Here is a 20,128-nt window from a genome sequence, read left to right on the forward strand (position 1 = left end):
ATGCCTGGGCTGTATCTCCACACCCCCTTCTGTTCGAGCAAGTGCCCCTACTGCTCCTTTGTCTCCTATCCCGGGATGGAACAGATCATGCCCCGTTACGCCAGGGCCATCCAACTGGAGTTGGCGATGCTGGCGCGACAGAAGGAGGTATTGATCGACACAGTGTTTCTAGGCGGCGGCACGCCGACGACCTTGCCGACGGAGATCCTGATCGCACTGCTGGCTGCGGTCAGGGGCAGGTTCACCCTGGCGGCAGAGGCGGAGATATCGATTGAGGCCAATCCTGGGACGGTAACCAGGCAGAGTCTTACGCGACTGCGGCACGCCGGTTTCAACAGGCTATCTTTGGGAATCCAGTCCTTCAATGACATAGAGCTCGGGACGCTCGGGCGTCGTTACCGGCAGGGTGTGGCCAGGCAGGCGGTCAAGGCGGCAAGAGCGGCGGGATTCGACAACCTCAGCTTCGATCTCATCAACGGCGTGCCGGGACAGACACCCGAAACCTGGCGACAGACCCTGGAGGAAGCCGTTTGCCATGGACCTGAACACCTGTCCTGCTACCAATTGACCATCGAGGATGGCACCCCCTTTGCGGCACTGGAAAATAGCGGGATGCTCGATCTGCCGTGCGAAGAGAATATTGAGTTGATGGATGAGATGACGGTGGAATTATGCCGCTCGGCCGGATTGCGTCACTATGAGATCTCGAATTATGCCCGGCCGGGCAGAGAATGTCGCCACAATATCAATTACTGGCGGAACGGGGAATATTATGCGGCCGGATCGGGTGCGGTCAGCTGTATCGGTGGTCGCCGACAGAAGAGGGTGGAAGATCCGGTTGCATACTGCCGCATGGTTGAAAACGGCAGCGATCCGGTGATCGAAGAGGAAAAGCTGGACCGGGAGAGCTCTTTCAGGGAAAGCGTCGTCATCGGTATGCGTATGCTGGACGGGGTCCCCCTTGCCGATCTGGTTGCCCGTTACGGCATCGATGTGAAGGACTATTATGGTGATCTTCTGGACAGACTGCAGGATGGTGGGCTTGTCGAACTGACCCCGACGCATCTCCGGCTGTCCGACTACGGCCGCAGAGTGGCCAACCGGATCCTGGCGGAACTGGTCTGAGGGAGAGAGAAGCTGGGAGTTACTTTTTATCCCAGGTGCTGTACGGGTCGATGACAAGGGAAGAGTTGCGGTAACGCGGATCGTCACTGACCTCTATGCCGACCCATGGCGGCATGACAAATTGCTGCTGCGGCTGTTCCAGTTCGATTTCGGCGATGACAAGACCGTCGTTTTCCTTTTTGAATTCGTCAATCTCCCATATCGAACCGGCGAAGTCGATCGTATAGCGGATCTTCTCGATCAGTGGGGCGCGGCACAGATTGGCGAGCATCTCCCTGGCATCGGAAACGGGGATCCGGTATTCGTATTCGGCCCGCGCCAGACCCCGGGTCGGGCCCTTGATCGTGAGAAACCCGATTTCTCCGATGGTCCGTATCCGAACCGTACTTTGTGCTCCCGAACAGATGTATCCTTGACGGTACCATTTTCCTTCGGCCAGCCCTCTCCACGTGTCGTTGGCCAGCAGAAATTTTCGTTCGATTTCGGTGCCCATATGACGCCCTTATGGTGCCTGGTCGATGTGCGGCTGGCTGTGGGTGAAATTCAAGGTGGCGTGAATGGTGAGGACGGGAAAGAATAAAGCCAGCAGAAAGATATTGAGAAAAGGTACCATACTGAGCACGGCGGGGACGAAACCGAGCCTGAAGGAGACCACTCGGTTGGCGGAAATCCAGCCGATCTTGCGGCTCAGGGTCCAGCGTCGTCTGGAGGCGGGATAGTCGATGAACATCAGGGCGGAATAATAGGTGTAGAGCAGGAAAACGACAACCTGACCTATCACCGGGATGAAGTTGACAAACAAGGCGGCGAAGGTGACCAGGACACCATACAGACCGATCTTGATCCCCTCGACAAGGTCGATCAGTGCGCCACGAACGGAAAAACCGGCCTCCGGATCGAAGTGTTCCCCCAGCTGCACTTTTTCGGTAGCGGTACTGAGCAGGACATAGCCGGGAGTCGTCAGCGAATAGGAAAAAAGAAACGAGAGATAAAAGGCGAAAATCCGGGAAATGACGAGCAGGAACCATTTGCCGGTCACCCAGCCGGAGTGCTTGATCCATCCCCAGATACCTTCGGCGACCGGTGGATTATTGAAATAGCCGCTGATAAAGGTGTCGGCATAACCTGTAGTCACCATGTAGCCGAACCAGGTCAGGGCGATGGTGACAGTGAAGAGGATTGCGCTGTAGCCGAGCAACCGCTTCGATTTGAACATCAGCGAGACGGACCGCGAGAGCGGTATCCACCCCACCGGTGGGGAGAAAAGCCGTCTAGGGGAGGTTGATGGCGATGGCATTGTAGTCGGTGTGCTATTGGACAACACAGAGGAGATTGTGGATGGGAATACCGTCTTCAGAATGAAAACTCTCTACACAATAGCGCATTTATGAGTGGAGTAAAGAGCAGATAATGACTTTTGCATTGCACTGGTATACAGTTCGTCCATGACGGCAATGATAAGGAAAAAATCGTCCGGTCGCTATATCTGCCAGCAATGTGGCTACCAGAGCATCAAGTGGCTTGGCCGGTGCCCCGATTGCGGTGGGTGGGAGACCCTGGTCGAAGAAACGGCGCCACTAACGCGTGGCGGGAGCGGCGGTTCCCTGGCGGCCATTCCGCTCGCTGATGCCCCCGACAGCGATGAGGAGCGGATCGGCACCGGCATGGTCGAACTCGACCGGGTGCTGGGCGGAGGCATTGTCCCGGGATCAGTCGTTCTCATCGGCGGCGAGCCGGGAATCGGCAAATCGACCCTCATCCTCCATATCCTGGCGGCAGTTGCCGAGAACTGCAGACGCAAGGTTCTCTATGTCTCCGGAGAGGAGTCGGCCAGCCAGATCAAGATGCGGGCGCGGCGACTGCTGGCAATCCAGGAGGACGAATACCTGGCGACGGGAACCGAGGTTGAGGAGATAATTGCTCTGGCCGAAGAGATGCGGCCAGCCCTGCTCGCGGTCGATTCGATCCAGACCATGACCTGTGCGGATCTTGGCTCCGCCCCGGGATCTGTCGGCCAGGTCCGGGAGACCGCCTATCGGCTCCTCGGTATGGCTAAAAGGCAGAATATCCCTGTGATTCTGGTTGGTCATGTAACCAAGGAAGGGTCTCTGGCCGGCCCGAAGGTCCTCGAGCACATGGTGGACACGGTTCTCTCGTTCGAAGGCGATCGCAGTCACGCCTTCCGTATCCTGCGGACGGTGAAGAATCGCTTCGGCTCGACCAATGAGATTGGTGTCTTTGAAATGAAGGAGGAGGGGTTGGTCCAGGTCAGCAACCCATCCGAAATCTTTCTCGCCGAGCGTCCCCTCGATGAGCCCGGTTCGGTCGTCCTGCCGAGTGTCGAAGGGACGCGGCCGATTTTGGTCGAGGTTCAGGCCCTGGTCAGCCCGACCAATCTGGGTACGGCGAGGAGAACGGCGATCGGGGCCGATCCCCAGCGCCTTGCCCTGCTCTGTGCCGTGCTTGAGAAAAAAGCTGGTCTGGTAATGTATGGCCATGATATCTTTCTCAATATCGCCGGAGGAATTCGCATCGATGAACCGGCCCTGGACCTTGGCGTGATCTGTGCCCTGGCCTCCAGTCTGCGGGAGAGACCGTTGTCTTCCGCCACGGTGGTCTGCGGCGAGGTGGGGCTGGCCGGTGAAATCCGGGCGGTCGGCCAGATAGATATCCGTCTGCGGGAAGCGGAACGCCTGGGCTTTACCCGCTTCATCATGCCGCGGAGCAACCGGGAGCGATGTTCTCGGTCAGGACAGATCGAGACCGTTGGTGTCGCCAACCTCCATGAACTGCTGGACATCATATTCGAATAAAGAGAACGGTCATCCTGTCTCAAATGGCCGGGGAGCGGATCAATGAACTTCAGTACTCATCTTGAAACGGCCTGGCGGAGTACACTCGCTTTTATCGGTCCACTTCTGCTCCTCACCATGGTGCAGATTCTGGTGGTGCTGTTGAGTCTCGGGATACTGGCCCCGGTGACGACGGCCGGTTATATGCAGTCACTCCTGCGGGCCCTGCGGGAAGGGCGGACTCCTGAGATTCGTGATCTCTTTTCGACCATGTCGCTGTTCCTCCCCCTTCTCGGCTTTTTCCTGCTGGTAACTATCGTAACGATGATCGGTTTCATGATCCTTGTCCTGCCTGGATTTATGGTAGGATTTTGTGTCATCTTTGCCACGATGTACATGATTCCCCTGATGACCGACAAAGAGATGGGCATCATCGACGCGTTGAATCATTCCTGGGCTATGGCGACCAGGGAGCCGGTGACCGATCAGCTTGTCGTTTCGCTGATCTATCTGATCGTCATTTCGGTTGGGGCCTCGATCCCCTTTGCCATCCTGGTGGCCCAACCATTCGCCACCCTTCTTGTCCTTTCAGTCTATCGCGAACGTGTTGGCGGCTCCTCGGAGCGAGAGAGAATTTCTGAATATGACGCCGAGGGGCCACCGCAATCGCCACCACCGGTCGAGTAGTTGTGATGACCGTGTAATCAACAGATAATTCAACATAGTAGGAGGTATGGCATGAGTCATTCATCGCATAACCATCAAGAGAATCAAGCGGTCTACACCCGTGTCGCCCTCGTCCTGCTGGCGGTTCTGGCCGCAATTGTCGTCATCGGCCTGATTGGTTGATACATCTCTGTCTGGGGGTGAACGACCGGTTCGAAGAACGGTCTTTTCGGCCCAACCAGGCAATGGATGAACGGTAGCGATGACCGATCCGCGAAAGGACAGTCTGCTTTCGGGCCACGACCCGAAGAAGGAGGTCGTGATCCTGCTTACCGATATGGTGCGGTATTCGGTGCGGACATCCACCATGACACCGGAAGAGATCCGGGATTTCATGATTGGTTACCATCAGGATATACGGGACATCATCGTGATCGATGATGATCTGATTGAAATCGAACCGCTGGCAGGCGATGGTGCGCTGGTGATCTTTGACAGGCGCGCCGACGAAGGACGGGTGGAGATGTGCAACCGTGTCGTGCGGGCCGTGGAACGGATGGCGCGCGCCATCGATGCCGGGGACCTTCCCGCTACCAGGATGGGTATCCACCTTGGTGACATCATCCAGGCGAAACTCGGGGAAAAGGTTTTGAAGTTCGGTTCAAGTTTTGCCGTCGCCAGTCGGCTCGAAGACCTGTGCAGTTATTTCGGGACTTCCTACCTGATGGATAGAGAGGTTGCGCACTGTCAGGGTGCAGAAACCAGGTTCCTGGTCAATGTCGGTAGACTGACGCTGCAGGGGCTGCCCAACCCATTGAATGTCTTCACCGTCTACAAGCCGGGAATCAACGGCTGCCCGGCCGATGTCGATGAAACGCAACTGCTGGAATTCATCAGCATCAAGAACAGCGCCATGGACCGCTTCTGCGGCGACTGTTCGGGAGGGATCCTGCCGGATTTTCCCAGTGTGAGGGAGAAACTGATCGAGGCCCAGAAACTCTTCACCGAGATGACCGGGAAGAAGGACCTCGCCACGGAACGTATTCTTGAATACATCAGAGAGAACCCGACACCGGCTGGCGATTTCAGCAATCTGGGGATGAAACTGGCCAGCCGCAGGAGAGATTCTCTCGGTGTCCGTATTTTCCGCCTTTCCCAGCAGCTGCTCAGGGCCATGGATATTGAGTCCTATCATGCCCTGGTCGTCGATACCGAGTGGGAGCGATATTTCGTTCTGGAGTGGAAAAAAAAAGGCGAAATTGTCGTCAAGGTCAACGAGGAACCGGACGGCATATACTATATCGACAGCGGCGAGGCCGAGACATTTGATGACAAGGGACGTCTCCTCGCAACCCTTGGGGAAGGCGATATTTTCGGGGAAATGGCGTATTTTTCAAAAATAAGGAAACGTAACGCCACGGTCGTTGCCAAGACGGATCTGGTGGTTCGGAAAATATCGAGTGCCGATTTCAGAAAGCTGCCCGTCATCGAAAAAATCTTCCAAAGAATCGCCCAGGGACGACGGACACCGACAGCCGTCCCCGGGCGTTGAGGGCAAAATACGTCCTACCCTGATTTATTCAGCTACCAGGACCACATATTGGCTGAGGTCGCCGGAACGCACCCGCAGCAGGATCCTTTTCGGTTGGGTCGATTTTTTCAGGACAATCTGCAATTCCTTGAGGTTGGCAACTCCCACCTTGTTGACTTCCTCGATCAGGTAGCCTGCCTGCAGGCCCGCTGTTTCCGCCGGACTGCCGGGGGTGACGGCGCTGATCACCACCCCTTTCTGTTCTGCGGTATATCCAAGCTGCTGGGCGAGTTCCGGCGTCAGGTCCTGCAGATTGAGACCGAATTGTTCAAGGTTGCCCCGGGATGGCAGTCCGCCTCCCGCCTTGCCGAAACCGGACGGCTGTTCGCCGATGACGACGTCAATCACCTTCTCGCTGCCGGCCCGGACGATCGTCAGGGCCGCCTTGGTCCCCGGGGTGATGAGAGCCACCTTGTTGCGCAGGTCGGAGACGTCCTTGAGATCGACCCCGTTGAGGCGGAGAATGACGTCTCCCTGTTTCAGATCGGCCTTGGATGCCGGCGAATCCGGTTGCACCTCACTGACCAGGATTCCCTTGGCCTGCTTCAGATCGAAGGATTTTGCCAGATCTTCATTGACGTCCTGGATAGCAACGCCCAGCCAGCCACGGGTGACCTTGCCATGTTTCTGCAGCTGGTCCTCGATGGCCTTGACCATGTTGATCGGGATGGCGAAGCCAATGCCCATGTAGCCGCCGGTACGGGAGAAGAGGGCCGAGTTGATGCCGATGACCTCACCATGGGTGTTCAGCAAGGGGCCGCCGGAGTTGCCGGGATTGATCGCCGCGTCTGTCTGGATAAAGCTCTCGTACTCGTTGATCCCGACCCGGTTGCGGCCCTTGGCGCTGACCACGCCGACCGTCACCGTCTGGTTGAGGCCGAAGGGGTTGCCGATGGCGATCACCCACTCCCCGACCTCGAGGGCGTCGGAATCGCCGAGGGTCAGAGTCGGCAGATTGCCGCTGTCCTGAATCTTGATCATGGCGACGTCGGTCTGAGGATCGGTGCCCACCAGCTTGGCCTTGAATTCGCGTTCATCGGAAAGTCGGACGGTGATGGTGTCGGCACCTTCGACGACGTGATTGTTGGTCAGGATAAAGCCGTCCCGGTTGATGATGAAACCGGAACCCTGTCCCTGCTGCTGGAAGCGGTGCGGCCCACGGAACTGTGGCCCGAAAAAGTGCTCAAAGAACGGATTGTTGAACATTTCATCGCTGCCGCCAGGAAAGCCGCCTTTGTTTTCGACCGATTTTTCAACCCGGATGTTGACGACAGCCGGTTGGGCGGCCTTGACGACATTGACAAAGACTCGGGAGGATCGGTCGAGCAGGGCGATGTCATCGGCGGTTTCCGCCCGGGCGAGGCGAGGGCCGGCCGCGACGATGATCGAAAAAAGCAAGAGCAGAGCGAGCAACCCAGTGCGGGACGACAGGTGCGTACGTGACTGCATGGTATTCTCCTTGTGCATGGAAGAATGGATAAGAGCCGGCAGCCGTTTCCCGGACTCCTGAAATTTCAACACGTAAAAAGTAAATCGAAAACCAGGGGCGTCAAGAACGATTACGCAATTGTAATCTAAAGGGGGCGAAGATGGGCAATGGCAGGGAGGGGAGGAAGGATTCGGTTTCCTCCCCGTAAATCCGGTTCAGCTCCTGATCATATCGGCGATCTGGAAGGCGACTTCCAGGCTCTGCTCGGCGTTGAGGCGCGGGTCGCAGGTCGTCTGATAATTCTCGAACAGCTGGTCGTCGACGATGTTCCTGGCGCCGCCGGTGCATTCGGTCACATTTTCCCCGGTCAACTCGAAATGGACCCCGCCGGGGATCGTTCCTTCCGACCAGTGGGTCTCGAAGAAGCAGGTGATCTCGGAGAGAATGTCGTTGAAGTTTCTGGTTTTATGGCCGTCCTCGGTCGTGTAGGTGTTGGCGTGCATCGGGTCGCAACTCCATACGATGTTGAAGCCTTCCTGCTTCATGCCCCGCAGCAGGGGAGGCAGGGCCTTCTCTACATTTTTCACCCCCAGTCGGGTGATGAGGGTGATTCGACCAGGTTCGTTGGCGGGATTGAGGATCTCCACCAGGCGCTTGATGTCATCGAGATTATAGGTCGGACCGATCTTGATCCCAAGCGGGTTGAGGACGCCGCGCAGGAACTCGACGTGGGCACCGTCGACCTGCCTGGTCCGTTCACCGATCCACAGCATATGGCCGGAACAGTCATACCAGCCGTTGGAGGTGGAATCGACGCGGGTCATCGCCTCCTCGTATTCAAGCAGCAGGGCCTCGTGCGAGGTAAAGAGCTCGGTCTGGTTGATCTGCGGATTATCAGTAGAAATTCCAATGGTTTCCATGAACTTGATGGCCTGCTCGATCTGTTTGGCCATGCGTTCGTAGGACCGCCCCATCGGTGACTGGATGACGAATTCCTGGTTCCAGGAATGGACCCGCTGCAACGTCGCGAATCCTCCCCGGGTGAAGGCCCTCAGCAGATTGAGGGTCGAGGCCGCCATATTGTAGCCCTTCAGCATATACTTGGGGTTGGGAATCCGCGCCTCCTCGCTCGGTTCCGGACGATTGACCATGTCGCCACGGTAGGAGGGGATCTCGACGCCATCGACCATCTCGGTGTCGGACGAGCGGGGTTTGGCGAACTGGCCGGCGATCCGTCCGACCTTGATGACCGGTTTGCCACCGGCATAGGTGAGGACGACGGCCATCTGCAGCAGCACCTTCAGCGTTTCCCTGATCTTCGGGGCGGTCACTTTGGAAAAGTCCTCGGAACAGTCGCCTCCCTGCAGCAGGAAGGCCTCGCCCTTGACCGCCTTTGCCAACTGAGACTTGAGGGACCTGATTTCGCCGGCAAAGACGAGCGGCGGGAGTTGGGAAAGATTGGCGAGAACCCGGTCGACTTCCTTCTGGTCAGGCCATTTGGGTTGCTGCAAGGCGGTGAAGTTTTTCCAGCTTGATTTTGTCCATTCTCTGTCTGTGGTTGTCATGCCGTTTCTCTTTGTGGTTGTCATTGCTTGATAGGGAGCAGATATCATTTGAATGGTCAATCCAAACCCTGGTCAGGCGCATTCTCCGATGGCTGAACGGTTCCCCCAGCCCGCGCCGTCATGCTCCCGGTTTGCTTGGAAATGGATTCAGATACAGCATCGCTCGACATCGAAGGCGTTGAGAATCCGCATTTCCTTCTCCCGTTTTTTCTCCTCCGGCGGGGGGAGAATGGGCATTTTCGCCATCATTGCCAAGGCCGTGCTTCGGTCAGGGATTGAGTGTAACCCATATTCAAGAATCTTGCCAGTTGAAGTCTCCAGCAATTCCGCCTCCCTGCCGTTCGTCACAACTGCCAGGGGGATGACTGAGGCGGGGTTGAGCACCCGGGCGGCGGCGATCGCCGCCCGTTCACGGCTGACCAGTGAACCCGGGCCATAGCGGATGATCATGATCTGCCGGTTTTCGAGGCGGACCGTCAGGTCGATCACCGATCGGACATAGCAGCGGGCGAAGAAGGTGTCGATACTGAGCCGGGGTAACAGTTCGTCCCGTTGAAATTTTTTTTCTTCCACCATCATTCGGCTGAGTTCCTGGCGGATCCGCTCGTCATCGGTGTCGGTCAGTTCTTCGCCGGTGAGGTAATCGCTGAGGGTGCCATAGATGAGGTGGTGCGATCGGTGGGCGGTCATCGAATGGTTCCGGTTGATTGTTGATCGGCGGCTGTACGGCCGGAGAGGTCGGGGGTCCATGTGAGCCATGCCGGATCCGCCGCGTCATGGAGAAGGAAATGGTGGCCGGTGGTGACCGCTTTTCCCCCCCTTCCGGGGTGGCCAGGGCGATCCCTCCCCGGACGATTGTCTCCAGTGATTCGGTTTCCAGGTGGATGCCGGAGAACAGGCCGGCGGAAAAACTGGCGCCGCTGCTGTTCCAGAACTTGGTGTTGTCATAGATGAGATGTTGGAATTGGGGCTCGATCGCGACGGCCACATATACCTTCTGGAAGGTCGGCGAGAGGGAGAAGCCGGTGACCTTGCCGATCCGGACCTGGCGGTAGGCGACCGGGGAACCGGGGGCGAGCGAGCCGAGGTTGCGGGTCTCGAGCACGAGGTTCAGGCCTTTGCCGGTGGTTGAAAATGGCTGGGGCGGGGCCGCCAGGGCGATGAAGGTCCGGGTCAGGTCTCCCCGACCCGGCTTGAAGGTGATGTAGGGGCCGAAGACGATGGCGCCGGGGTTCTTGATGCCGGAGATCGACACCTCCGGCTCCTCGAGCCAGATCTGTGTCCCCGTCCGGAACAACGGCGTGAATTTCCGGTCCATCCGGATATCGGCCACCACCGCCTGCAGATCGGCGGAAAAGGTCAGATTGGAGACCGCGCCGATGTCGATGCCCTTGTAGCGGAGTGGGGAGCCGACCTTCAGCCGGTCGACCGGTTCGTCAAACGTCACCTGAATGACGGCATCGCCGGCGTGGAGGGCATCCTGGAGGTTGCCGTAAAGAGGAAAGATCGTCGATTTCCGGGTCGGATCGACACCGGGCATGGACAGCAGGCCGATGCCGCCGGAGACGATCGACTGCAGCGACCCGGTCCGCATCGTCACCCCGTCGAGCCCGCCCGAGATTTCGACGCCGCTGAGGTTGTAGAATCGGGTATTGCCCCTGACCATCTCGGCGTGATCGATGTCGATCAGGCAGTCGATCAAGACATCCTGGCGATCACCGTCGACCTCGAAACCGATGACCTTGCCGATGGCTATCCCCTTGAAGAGGAGGGGGGAACCGAGGCTGAGCGATCCCGGATCCTGGGTTGTGAGCCGGACCGAAACCCCGGGCTGCTGGAGGGCGGGAACCGTCTGCATGGCCTCGGCATAGTCGGCGAAAAGGCGGAAGGCATGATCTTTTTCCACCGCCTTGGCCGCCGCAGCCTTGCCGTCGGGGGTGGTGAAATTGATGCTGCCGGTGAACATCTCGGCCAGGGGCCCGGTCCTGATCCTGACCCCGGACAGGTTGGCGTCAGCCTCCACCCCGCTCTGCTGCCAGAAGATGCTGTCCCGGTTGATCAGGCGGAGGTAGGGTTCGTAGACAAAAATCGTCGTCCTGATTCCCTTGCCCCTGGGGTCGAGATCGATCGCGACGACCTCGCCGACCTGGATCTTCTTGTACAGGACCGGTGATTGCGGGGAAAAGGAGACGGGTTCAGCGGTGGTGAGAACGAAGGACGCCCCGGGGCGCAGCGGCTCATCGGCAGGCGGTTCGGGCAGGATTTCAAAACGATCGCAGAATTTCCCGTCACCCGGCTTGAAGGTGATATGTGACCCGGAAATCAGGGTCCGGAGGTTGCTGACCCCGGAGGCCGTGATCTCCGGTTTGACCAGCCAGAACGTGGTGTTCTCGCGGAGGATCAGTTCGGTCCGGGGGTCGAGCAGGATGTGGGCGGTGACGGTTTTCCGTTCGTCGTTGTTGATCCGGATCTCCTTGACGAATCCGGCCTCGATGCCGCGGTACATCACCTTGGTGTCGCCCTCGACGATGTCGACGGCGGAGGACAGGGTCAGGGTCATCGGGATGCCGTAATTGGCTTCCTCCAGGTCCTTGTACAGTCTGAACACCTGGCCGTTGCGGGCCGGCGGGCTGTTTTTCAGCTGGTCGGGGGTCTGCAGCAGGATGCCGCCCTTCAGCAGCGATGCCAGGGATTCGATCTGCATCTTGAGGTTGGGAAGCTTGCCGGAGATGGCGACCCCGCTGGCGTTGCAGAACCGGCTCTGTTCCCGGACAATCTCGCTGTAGTCCTGCTCGATGAAGAGATTGATGAGAACGCTGTCGTCGTCCTGCAGACGGTAACCCTGTACGCTGCCGATCTCGATGTTGCGGTAGTAGACTCCGGTGCCGATCTGGATCGAACCGAGGGTGGCGGCGTGGAGCGAGATGTGCAGACCGGGGGCCGTGCCGGGGACCGGCGGAGCGGTATTCAGTCCGGTGAAATTCCGGCCCTGTTTCTTGTCCACTCCGACCTGGATGCCGATATAACTGCCGGAAAAGATGGTACCCAGACCCTGGATCCTGGCGGCGGACAGCTCCGGCCGGACGATCCAGAACAGGGTGTCCTTGACGAGATAGGGCTCGCTCTCCTTGTCCATCTTGATGATGGTGCGGACCCGCTGCCGATCGATATCGGGGTGGACCTCCTGGACCAGGCCGATCGGGATGCCCTTCGACATGACCTGGGTCTTGCCGGGGGTGATGCCGTTGGCCTCGTCAAAATAAACGGTGATGAGGATACCGGCATCGCGATAGCTGGAATACAGCAGCCAGCCGCAGATGCCGAGGGCGACCAGGGGAATGATCCAGATCGATGGGATTCCTCTCCGCCTGCGAATGACGGGGGTCTCGGTGGTCATGACGCCTCCTTGGCGGTTGGGATCGGCGGGATCGCCTCGTTGGCCGCCGGTTGCCGGTTGTCCCACAGCAGCCGGGCATCGAAGGTCTTCGCGGCCAGCATCGTCGAGGTGACGACGATGCAGAAATAGGTGGCGGCCGGGGCGGCGTGGATCGAGGTGAGGAAGCCGAAGTCGACCAGCACCACGAGCAGGGCGATGACAAAGATATCCAGCATCGACCAGCGGCCGATGAAGGTGATGAACCGATAGAGCATCGTTTTGCTCCGCAGGTAGCCGGTATTGCTGGTCTGGGCGGTCAACAGCAGGATGATCAGGCCGATGATCTTGAACACCGGGACGAAGACCGAGGCGGTGAGGATGATCAGGCCGATGAGATATGACCCATCCTTGAAGAAGTACATGATCCCGTCAAGGATCGTCGAGTTCTCGGGGACGCCGAGGAACTCCACCTGCATGATCGGCAGGACGTTGGCGGGGATGAGGAGCAGGGTCGAGGTCAGCACCAGGGCCCAGGTGTGGGCGATGCTGTCGGGCTTGCGGTCGTGGATCGTCGCTCCGCACCGGCGGCAGTGGATCGGCCCGGCGACCGGGGAACGCTTCTCGAGCTGCCGGCATACTTGGCAGAGGACCAGTCCGGTCTGGAGAGCGGTGCGGCCCGGGGATTCGGCGTCGGCGGCCGGGGATGGGACCGACAGCGCGGTGCCGGGGCGGGAGAGCAGGGCCCAGAGCCGCTCCCGGTCGAGGACGGTGGCGATCGCCATGGTGGTCAGGACCAGGGCGAGAAAACAGTAGAAGCCGGGATCGAAATGGATCTCGGCGGTATGGCGCATTTTCATCGTGGTGATCATGATGCCGAGCAGGAAGATCTCGATCATCGCCCATTCCTCCAGGAAGACGTACAATCGCAGCAGCCGGGTGAGGAAGGCCGGATACCGACCGCTCCTGGCGAACATGGTCACGGTGAAGACGAGGGAGAGCAGGATCAGGGGAAAAGCGACCGCCGAAACCAGGACGATGAAGGCAACGAAGTAGTACCGGTTGTCGTAAAAGCCGACGAGGGTGTCGAGGACGCTGCCGCTGTCGCTCATTCCCAGGGTTTCGAGGGTCATCAGGGGAAACAGCATTGCCGGGAGGTACAGCAGGAGGCCGGTGATGCTGAAGGCCAGCGCGGTGTCGACCGAGGTGTCGACCCTCCGGTGCACCGTGCCGCCGCAGCGGGGACAGCGGAGCGTATGGCGTGCCAGGGAGGCGGAAAAGGCGAGCAGCAGGTCGCAGTCGGGACAGGCAACGGTGTGGGTGGGCATCGATTTTCGGGCCGGGATCAGAGAAGCAGGGTGGGCCGGTGGTTCGTTGGAATCAATAGTAATTGTCCTGCGGCCATTTGTCATATGAAAACCGCAGTAGCGCTTGAAGAACGGGAAAAGAGAGTGTAGTCTCAGCTACAATCGCGTGTCAATGACCAAAATGGAGTGAATGAGGGCAGATAGGAAGGAATGAAGGACCAACACCTGCGGCTCAAACTGTCAATCTGCACCGATCCGGTGCTGGTTGATCCGATCAGTGATTTCCTGCTGGGGGTGACCGAATCGGCGGTCGAGATCGATGTCGACGACCGGGACGGTAGGCAGTGTCTCACTGCCTACCTGGCCGAGGCGGATATGGAGGAGGGACAGCGCCGCCGGGTCATCCGCCAGATCGGGGACTATCTCGCCGAATTGGCGCAGATCTTCGAGGTAGAGGAGCCGTCCCTGGCCGTCTCCGAATATGCCGAGGAGGACTGGGGCAGCAACTGGAAGAAGCATTTCGTCCCCTTCGCCATCGTCCCCGGTCTGGTCGTCGCTCCGACCTGGGAGCAGTACCAGGCGGCACCGGGCGAGCGGGTCATCGTGATGGACCCCGGCATGGCCTTCGGCACCGGCCACCATGCCACGACCAGCCTGTGTCTGGCCCTGGTCCGGGAGGTGGTGGAGGGGGGCGGCGGCAGCCGGGTGCTCGACGTCGGCACCGGCACCGGTATCCTCGGCATGGCAGCGGCGTTGTTCGGTGCCGCCCGGGTGCTGGCCATCGACAACGACCCGTTGGCGGTGGCCGCCGCCGGCGAAAATGTCGCCCGCAACCACCTTGCCGCGGTCGTGGAGGTGTCAGGGGTGGTGCTGGAGCAGGTGGCCGGCGGCTACACGCTGGTCGTCGCCAACATCATTCACGACACCCTCCTCGAGATGGCCGGCACGCTGGAGCGCCTGGTCGAACCCGGTGGTGCCCTGGTGCTGTCGGGAATCCTGCAGGGAGAACAGACGGAGAACATCGCCCGCTGTTTTGCCGGGTTGGGGATTGCGCCTGTCCGGGTCGAGCGGCTGACGGAATGGTCGGCGCTGCTGCTGCGCAAGGGCCGGGGATAGATCTCGGGCCCGCGGGGACGGCGGCTGCTCGGCAATGTAGAAACGGATGGGATTGGAGATGCGGCGGTTTGTATTCGATCCTGGGATGCGGGATGGCGACAAGGTCATCCTGTCGGCGGCAGAATCCTATCATATCACCAGGGTGCTGCGTCTGCAGCCGGGGACCGGCATCGAGGTTCTGGACGGACGGGGCGGGGTGTTCGCGGCGGAGATCGTCGAGGTCGGGCCCAGTGTCGTCATCAGATTGCTCGGTCGCCGGGAAGAGGGCGATTCCGGCCGGGTGCGGCTGTGGGTCGGCCAGGGGCTGCTCAAGGGCGGGAAGATGGATGGGACGGTGCAGCAGTGCACCGAACTCGGAGTGACCCGATTGACCCCTTTTGTCAGCAGCCGCTGCCAGGGGAGCATCAATGCACAGCGCGGCCGGCATAAAGCGGAGCGTTGGCAACGGATCGTCGTCGCCGCCTGCAAGCAGTGTCGGCGCAGCACCCTGATGCGCGTCGATGAACCGATCGATTTCATGGCGATGATCACTGAGGTGGACAACGGTCCCGGCACCCTGCGGTTGATCTTCTGGGAGGAAGAACAGGACTTCCGTCTCCATCGGGACCTGCTGCGGCCGGAGACGATCGACACGGTCTGTATCCTCCTTGGCCCGGAAGGCGGCCTGGCGCCGGCCGAGATCGCCGCCGCCCGGGAATCGGGGTGGCAGACGGTCAGCCTCGGCCGCCGCATCCTGCGGGCCGAGACTGCGACGCTCACCGCCGTCTCCCTGGTCCAGTACCTGGCCGGCAATCTCTGAGGGCGGTGGCGCCGGAGGGTGGGGACGATGGGCATGTCGACGGATGCATGGAATGGCGACGGAGAGAAGGACGGGAATCAGCTGGTGACGGAGGGCGTATGCCGGACGCGGGAATTGACAGGGTCCTCATTACCGAGGGCGAAATAACACGAACGGTGCGGCGGCTGGGGCGTGAAATCACGGCCTGCTATTCCGGGATCGACCGGGAACTGGTGGTCGTCGGCCTGCTGCGGGGCTCTTTTGTCTTCATGGCCGATCTGATCAGGGTGATACCGCTGCCGCTGGTCGTCGATTTCATCTCGGTTTCGACCTATGGCGACGGCACGGTCAGCAGCGGCGAATTGAAGGTGGCGATGGACCTGGAGCAGTCGATCGAAGATCGTGATGTCCTGCTGGTCGAGGATATTGTCGATACCGGTCATACCTTCAGCCATGTGATCCGGATGATGCAATCGCGCCGGCCCCGTTCACTGAAGGTCTGCGCCTTTCTCGACAAACCGTCGCGGCGCACCTGCGCGGTGGACATCGACTTCTGCGGCATCACCATCCCCGACGCCTTCGTCTGCGGTTACGGCCTCGACTTTGCCCAGCGCTACCGCAATCTGCCCTACATCGGGGTGTTGAAGACCGACTGATGGCCGGCCGCCTCAACCGAGGACTTGAACGAGAGCCAGGCTCAGCCAGGGCAGGTAGGTGATGATCAGGAGGGTGATCAGGAGGATGGCGATGAACGGCAGTGTCGCCCGATACAGCTCGATCACCGGACGCTCGAAGCGGTAGGAGGCCATGAAGAGGTTGAGCCCGATCGGCGGGGTGCAGTAGCCGATCTGGAGGTTGGTGAGGAAGATGATGCCGAGGTGGACCGGATCGACACCGTATCCGGTGGCGATCGGCAGGATGAGAGGGACCACCAGGACCAGCGCCGAGAAGATATCGAGCATGGTGCCGACGACGAGCAGAAAGAGGTTGAGCAGCAGCAGGAAGGTGTACTTGCTGCTGATGTGTTCACGGATCGGGGCGAACAGCCGCATCGGCACTTCCTGGTCGATCAGGTAGTTGGTCGAGGCCATCGAGGCGGCGAGGATGATCAGGATGCCGCCGAAAAGGACCATCGACTTGTTTATGATCGTCACCAGTTGTGCCGGCGATATCTCGCGACGGATAACGACTTCGACGATCAGCACATAGAGGGCCGTCACTGCCGCCGCTTCGCCGGCGACAAAAAAGCCGCCGTAAATTCCCCCCAGCAGGATAACCGGAAGCGGCAGTTCCCAAGCCGCCTGCCGCAGCACCAGGGCCATTTCCCGAACCGTGTGGCGTCGGTTCCGGGCGGCGACTCTCGGGCTTTTGGTGATGGCATAGGCCGTCAGCAGCACCAGCATCAACAGGCCGGGCAGGATGCCGGCGACGAACAGATGATCGATCCGCGATTCGGAGATGACGCCGTAGAGGATCAGCGGCAGGCTGGGCGGGAAGAGCAGGCCGAGGCTGCCGGACGAGGTGATCAGGCCCATCGAGAACCGTTCCTGGTACCCGTCCCGCAGCAGTGCCGGCAGGAGCAGGCCGCCGAGGGCGAAGATGGTGACCCCCGAGGCGCCGGTAAAGGCGGTGAACAGGGCGCAGACGGCGAGCGACACCACCGCCAGACCGCCGGGCAGCCAGCCGAGAAAGGTCTGTGACAGCTGGAGGATCCGCTCCGGCGCCCGGCTCTCCGCCAGCAGGGTGCCGGCGAAGATGAAGAGGGGGAGGGAGACGAGCATCGGGGTGTCGGCCAGGCGGGACATCTCGATGATCACCGCCGACAGGTCGATGCCGGCGGTGTGGAAGGACAACAGGGCCAGGGCCGAGATGACGATGAACAGCGGCGTCCCCAGCAGGGCCAACAGGAGGGTCAGCAGTTTGAGGGCGGTCATCGCCTGTCCTTCCGGCAGTGGCGGATGACCGTGCCGAGGTCCCGATACAGGGCGATACCGTAGCGCAGCGCGATCATCGTGAAGGCCAGGGGAAAGACCAGGTTCCAGACCCAGGAAGGCAGTCCAAACAGGCCGGGGCTGCCATAGGCGATCTCGTTGGCGACAAACCGACCGGAGGCGTAGACCAGGGCTGCCGCGGTAAGGGTCGACAGCAGGTGGGTCGCCAGTAACATCCAGGGCTGGAGCCGTTTCGGCACCAGATAGGTGACGAGGTCGAGGGCGATATGTTTGCCCCGGGCGGTGGCCATCGCCGCCCCCAGCAGGCCGCTCCACAGCACCAGCTGCTGGATCAGGGGATCGGCCCACAGCAGTCCTCCCGAAAAGAGGCTGCGGAGGGCGATCTGCAGGCAGGAAAGGGTGATCATCGCAAGCAGGAGGAGACACAGGATCGTCTCCTCGATGCCGTTGAGCAGGCGAAGGATTTTTCCCGGCCTGGCGGTGGTCTCGCCGTTCATGGTCGCAGGCCTCTTAGCGGCCCGACCGGAATTCCTGCAGCAGCCGGGTCGTTTCGTCGTGGATTTCCCGGGAGAACGAGGAGCCGATCACCGCCTTGGCGGTCTGGTCCCGGAACCCCTGCAACTGGGCGGCGACCTCGGTGGGAAAGGTCGTGAACCGAACGCCGTTTTCGGCAAGGATATCCCGTGATTCCTCGTTGCTCTGCCGGGTCTTGGCGATCAGCGGCGGAAAATACTTGTCGGCGGTCGTCTGGATGATGGCGGCCTGGTCCTTCGGCAGTTTCGCCAGGGCCTTCTGGTCAAGCAGCAGGGCGCCGTAAGCGTAGCCGAAGGGGAGGTCGTTGATATATTTGGCCTTGGTGAACCACTGGAGGACGATCGAACCGTAGAGGGAGTTGAAGACGGTGTTGACCAGTCCGGTCTGCAGGGAGGACAGGACATCGGGGATCGACAGCTGAACCGGGGTGATGCCGAGCTGGGAAAGATAGGTCGAGGAGACCGGATCGCCGGTCGGGGTCCAGCAGGTGGCCTGGCGCAGGTTGTCGATGGTGACGATCGGCATGGTCGACATGGTGTAGATGAAGCCGACCTCGGTCATCGCGATCAGTTCCAGCCCCTGCTCGGCGAATTGCTGTCTGAACTTCGGCAGGAGACCTCTGGTGACGGCATCGACCTCCTGGTAGGAGGTGAAGAGGAAGGGCAGGGCCATGATCCGGAAGTCCGGGACCACCTGGGCGATGCCGGTCATCGTGAAGCCTCCGCCCTGCAGTTGCCCGATCCGTATCTTGCGGTACATCGCCTGGTCATCGCCCATGATGCCGCCGGCATAGACCCGGAACCCGACCTCTCCCCCCGTTTTCTCCTCGACTTCCCTGGCGAATTCCTGAAACTGGAGGATCCAGACCGATCCCTCCGGGGCGAGACTGCCGATCTTGAACAGGTGCCTGGGCCGGGCGTCGGCCGGGCGGACGGCCGAGACCAGGAGGATAAGACCTACGAGGAAGAGGGAAAGAACAGGACGCATGGGGTCTCCTATCGGGTGGCGGTTCAATACGCCGTTATTCGGCGAAATACTCCTCGGCGAGCAGGCGCGCCGCCTTGCGTTTGGCGATCTGGTTGGCGAGGGCGAAGTCCGGGGCCGCGGCGATGTCGAAGGCGATCACCTCGTGCAGCAGCCGGTCGTGCAGTTTTTTGTCCAGGGTCATCCTGGCCAGGGTTTCGGCATAGCTGGTCTGGACCAGCAGGAACCGGTGCCGCGACAGCTCCAGCGCCCGGTCGAAGTGATGCCGGCTGGCCTCGGGATCGCCGCCCAGCATGGCCGGTTTGGTCGCCTGGAGGGTGGCGAAGAAGAGGTGGATCGCGCCGGCCTGGAAGGTTTCATCCAGGGCCAGCAGCCGGGTCATGATTTTCTCGACGACCACCAGATCGGCCATCGCCTCCGCCGAACCTTGCTGCTGCTGGATCCACGACAGCCACGCCATCGTCCCCCAGAACAGCGGGGCAACGTCAGAGCGGCTCAGAGCGGCAAGTTCGGCATCGAGATCCACCCTGCGGTCAGGGGTGATACCGGGCAGAACCTGAGCGATCAGAGTGGTTCCATACAAGCGGGCCTTATCGGCGATGGCGCCGATCCTGTTCGGCTCGGCGCCGCACTCGCCTAGGGCGGCGAGATAGGAACCATAGGACTGGGCGCCGATCCGCAGCAGGGCGCGGTTCTGCGGCGCGGAGGCGATCATGCTGTCGATCATCAGGAGGTAGGCCGGGGCCCCCTCGCAGACCAGCTCGAGGTCGGTCTGCTTCTGCAGGTTGTCAACCGTCGGCTGGACGATGGTGCCGGTGATGACCCGGGTGCAGGAGGACAGGCCAAGGGTCAGGAGGATCAGAACGATCGCCGGGATACAACAGCTCTTCGATGTGCGTGCCATGACGGGTTCAGT

Annotated in this window: 18 protein-coding genes; 7 read left to right on the plus strand and 11 right to left on the minus strand. The window is 60.4% G+C overall.

Going from position 1 to position 20,128, the window contains the following annotated elements; all coding sequences use genetic code 11:
• Positions 1–1,125: a radical SAM family heme chaperone HemW gene (gene hemW, locus ACWGKN_RS15395; RefSeq protein ID WP_035226638.1), complete on the plus strand. Its 1,125-nt coding sequence runs from the start codon at positions 1–3 to the stop codon at positions 1,123–1,125.
• Between the two features lie 19 nt (positions 1,126–1,144).
• Here the strand turns inward: hemW and ACWGKN_RS15400 are convergent, their stop codons facing one another.
• Both ACWGKN_RS15400 and ACWGKN_RS15405 read right to left on the minus strand, forming a co-directional pair.
• Positions 1,145–1,618 carry a CYTH domain-containing protein gene (locus ACWGKN_RS15400; protein ID WP_035226641.1) on the minus strand — a complete coding sequence of 158 codons (474 nt, stop codon included), beginning with the start codon at positions 1,616–1,618 and terminating at the stop codon, positions 1,145–1,147.
• A 9-nt stretch (positions 1,619–1,627) separates the two neighbouring features.
• On the minus strand, positions 1,628–2,422 hold the full coding sequence (locus tag ACWGKN_RS15405; protein ID WP_052159647.1) for an EI24 domain-containing protein: 795 nt from the start codon (positions 2,420–2,422) through the stop codon (positions 1,628–1,630).
• Between the two features lie 157 nt (positions 2,423–2,579).
• On the opposite strand from ACWGKN_RS15405, the gene radA reads away from it, so the two are divergent.
• The 3 genes from radA (at position 2,580) to ACWGKN_RS15420 (ending at position 6,135) form a co-directional block, all read left to right on the plus strand.
• Positions 2,580–3,938 carry a DNA repair protein RadA gene (gene radA, locus ACWGKN_RS15410; protein ID WP_035226644.1) on the plus strand — a complete coding sequence of 453 codons (1,359 nt, stop codon included), beginning with the start codon at positions 2,580–2,582 and terminating at the stop codon, positions 3,936–3,938.
• Between the two features lie 42 nt (positions 3,939–3,980).
• On the plus strand, positions 3,981–4,604 hold the full coding sequence (locus ACWGKN_RS15415) for a hypothetical protein (protein ID WP_035226647.1): 624 nt from the start codon (positions 3,981–3,983) through the stop codon (positions 4,602–4,604).
• 241 nt (positions 4,605–4,845) lie between these two features.
• Positions 4,846–6,135: a cyclic nucleotide-binding domain-containing protein gene (locus ACWGKN_RS15420; protein WP_052159648.1), complete on the plus strand. Its 1,290-nt coding sequence runs from the start codon at positions 4,846–4,848 to the stop codon at positions 6,133–6,135.
• A gap of 24 nt (positions 6,136–6,159) precedes the next feature.
• Here the strand turns inward: ACWGKN_RS15420 and ACWGKN_RS15425 are convergent, their stop codons facing one another.
• From ACWGKN_RS15425 to ACWGKN_RS15445, 5 genes are all read right to left on the minus strand, one after another.
• A complete protein-coding gene (locus ACWGKN_RS15425) occupies positions 6,160–7,623 on the minus strand; it encodes a DegQ family serine endoprotease (protein ID WP_452095576.1) in 1,464 nt (487 codons plus the stop codon).
• Positions 7,624–7,818: 195 nt separating this feature from the next.
• The gene (locus ACWGKN_RS15430; RefSeq protein WP_452095577.1) at positions 7,819–9,168 is read right to left on the minus strand and encodes a class II 3-deoxy-7-phosphoheptulonate synthase; all 1,350 of its coding nucleotides are present in this window, start codon (positions 9,166–9,168) and stop codon (positions 7,819–7,821) included.
• A 147-nt stretch (positions 9,169–9,315) separates the two neighbouring features.
• Positions 9,316–9,858, minus strand: coding sequence for a type I restriction enzyme HsdR N-terminal domain-containing protein (locus tag ACWGKN_RS15435; RefSeq protein ID WP_452095578.1), 543 nt, complete (start codon positions 9,856–9,858; stop codon positions 9,316–9,318).
• On the minus strand, positions 9,776–12,565 hold the full coding sequence (locus tag ACWGKN_RS15440) for an MlaD family protein (protein WP_452095579.1): 2,790 nt from the start codon (positions 12,563–12,565) through the stop codon (positions 9,776–9,778). Before ACWGKN_RS15440 ends, ACWGKN_RS15435 begins: the two co-directional genes overlap by 83 nt.
• Complete coding sequence (locus ACWGKN_RS15445) at positions 12,562–13,869, minus strand: paraquat-inducible protein A (protein ID WP_424252724.1); 1,308 nt, start codon at positions 13,867–13,869, stop codon at positions 12,562–12,564. The genes ACWGKN_RS15440 and ACWGKN_RS15445 overlap by 4 nt, the downstream gene beginning before the upstream one ends.
• Positions 13,870–14,058: 189 nt before the next feature.
• Between ACWGKN_RS15445 and ACWGKN_RS15450 the strand changes: the two genes are divergently transcribed.
• From ACWGKN_RS15450 to hpt, 3 genes are all read left to right on the plus strand, one after another.
• The gene (locus tag ACWGKN_RS15450; RefSeq protein WP_452095580.1) at positions 14,059–14,964 is read left to right on the plus strand and encodes a 50S ribosomal protein L11 methyltransferase; all 906 of its coding nucleotides are present in this window, start codon (positions 14,059–14,061) and stop codon (positions 14,962–14,964) included.
• Between the two features lie 58 nt (positions 14,965–15,022).
• Positions 15,023–15,763 carry a 16S rRNA (uracil(1498)-N(3))-methyltransferase gene (locus ACWGKN_RS15455; RefSeq protein ID WP_035226662.1) on the plus strand — a complete coding sequence of 247 codons (741 nt, stop codon included), beginning with the start codon at positions 15,023–15,025 and terminating at the stop codon, positions 15,761–15,763.
• A 98-nt stretch (positions 15,764–15,861) separates the two neighbouring features.
• Positions 15,862–16,398 (plus strand): hypoxanthine phosphoribosyltransferase, encoded by a 537-nt coding sequence (gene hpt / locus ACWGKN_RS15460; RefSeq protein ID WP_035226663.1) that lies wholly within the window; start codon positions 15,862–15,864, stop codon positions 16,396–16,398.
• Between the two features lie 12 nt (positions 16,399–16,410).
• Here hpt and ACWGKN_RS15465 read toward each other — a convergent pair whose 3' ends face one another.
• The 4 genes from ACWGKN_RS15465 to ACWGKN_RS15480 are packed head-to-tail and all read right to left on the minus strand — an operon-like array spanning position 16,411 to position 20,116.
• Positions 16,411–17,676, minus strand: coding sequence for a TRAP transporter large permease (locus ACWGKN_RS15465; RefSeq protein WP_035226664.1), 1,266 nt, complete (start codon positions 17,674–17,676; stop codon positions 16,411–16,413).
• On the minus strand, positions 17,673–18,191 hold the full coding sequence (locus ACWGKN_RS15470; protein WP_052159652.1) for a TRAP transporter small permease subunit: 519 nt from the start codon (positions 18,189–18,191) through the stop codon (positions 17,673–17,675). Before ACWGKN_RS15470 ends, ACWGKN_RS15465 begins: the two co-directional genes overlap by 4 nt.
• Positions 18,192–18,204: 13 nt before the next feature.
• Positions 18,205–19,215 carry a TRAP transporter substrate-binding protein gene (locus ACWGKN_RS15475; RefSeq protein WP_035226665.1) on the minus strand — a complete coding sequence of 337 codons (1,011 nt, stop codon included), beginning with the start codon at positions 19,213–19,215 and terminating at the stop codon, positions 18,205–18,207.
• 34 nt (positions 19,216–19,249) lie between these two features.
• Complete coding sequence (locus ACWGKN_RS15480; RefSeq protein WP_052159653.1) at positions 19,250–20,116, minus strand: TRAP transporter TatT component family protein; 867 nt, start codon at positions 20,114–20,116, stop codon at positions 19,250–19,252.
• Positions 20,117–20,128: the final 12 nt, after the last annotated feature.

Source organism: Desulfoprunum sp., from assembly GCF_053613775.1.

Coding starts and splice junctions, on each gene's coding strand:
- ACWGKN_RS15455 (WP_035226662.1), top strand. CDS start 15,023: ATGCGGCGGTTTGTATTCGATCCTGGGATGCGGGATGGCGACAAGGTC.
- ACWGKN_RS15470 (WP_052159652.1), bottom strand. CDS start 18,191: ATGAACGGCGAGACCACCGCCAGGCCGGGAAAAATCCTTCGCCTGCTC.
- ACWGKN_RS15480 (WP_052159653.1), bottom strand. CDS start 20,116: ATGGCACGCACATCGAAGAGCTGTTGTATCCCGGCGATCGTTCTGATC.
- ACWGKN_RS15465 (WP_035226664.1), bottom strand. CDS start 17,676: ATGACCGCCCTCAAACTGCTGACCCTCCTGTTGGCCCTGCTGGGGACG.
- ACWGKN_RS15475 (WP_035226665.1), bottom strand. CDS start 19,215: ATGCGTCCTGTTCTTTCCCTCTTCCTCGTAGGTCTTATCCTCCTGGTC.
- radA (WP_035226644.1), top strand. CDS start 2,580: ATGATAAGGAAAAAATCGTCCGGTCGCTATATCTGCCAGCAATGTGGC.
- ACWGKN_RS15400 (WP_035226641.1), bottom strand. CDS start 1,618: ATGGGCACCGAAATCGAACGAAAATTTCTGCTGGCCAACGACACGTGG.
- hpt (WP_035226663.1), top strand. CDS start 15,862: ATGCCGGACGCGGGAATTGACAGGGTCCTCATTACCGAGGGCGAAATA.
- ACWGKN_RS15405 (WP_052159647.1), bottom strand. CDS start 2,422: ATGCCATCGCCATCAACCTCCCCTAGACGGCTTTTCTCCCCACCGGTG.
- ACWGKN_RS15430 (WP_452095577.1), bottom strand. CDS start 9,168: ATGACAACCACAGACAGAGAATGGACAAAATCAAGCTGGAAAAACTTC.
- ACWGKN_RS15435 (WP_452095578.1), bottom strand. CDS start 9,858: ATGACCGCCCACCGATCGCACCACCTCATCTATGGCACCCTCAGCGAT.
- ACWGKN_RS15440 (WP_452095579.1), bottom strand. CDS start 12,565: ATGACCACCGAGACCCCCGTCATTCGCAGGCGGAGAGGAATCCCATCG.
- ACWGKN_RS15415 (WP_035226647.1), top strand. CDS start 3,981: ATGAACTTCAGTACTCATCTTGAAACGGCCTGGCGGAGTACACTCGCT.
- ACWGKN_RS15450 (WP_452095580.1), top strand. CDS start 14,059: ATGAAGGACCAACACCTGCGGCTCAAACTGTCAATCTGCACCGATCCG.
- ACWGKN_RS15420 (WP_052159648.1), top strand. CDS start 4,846: ATGACCGATCCGCGAAAGGACAGTCTGCTTTCGGGCCACGACCCGAAG.
- ACWGKN_RS15425 (WP_452095576.1), bottom strand. CDS start 7,623: ATGCAGTCACGTACGCACCTGTCGTCCCGCACTGGGTTGCTCGCTCTG.
- ACWGKN_RS15445 (WP_424252724.1), bottom strand. CDS start 13,869: ATGCCCACCCACACCGTTGCCTGTCCCGACTGCGACCTGCTGCTCGCC.
- hemW (WP_035226638.1), top strand. CDS start 1: ATGCCTGGGCTGTATCTCCACACCCCCTTCTGTTCGAGCAAGTGCCCC.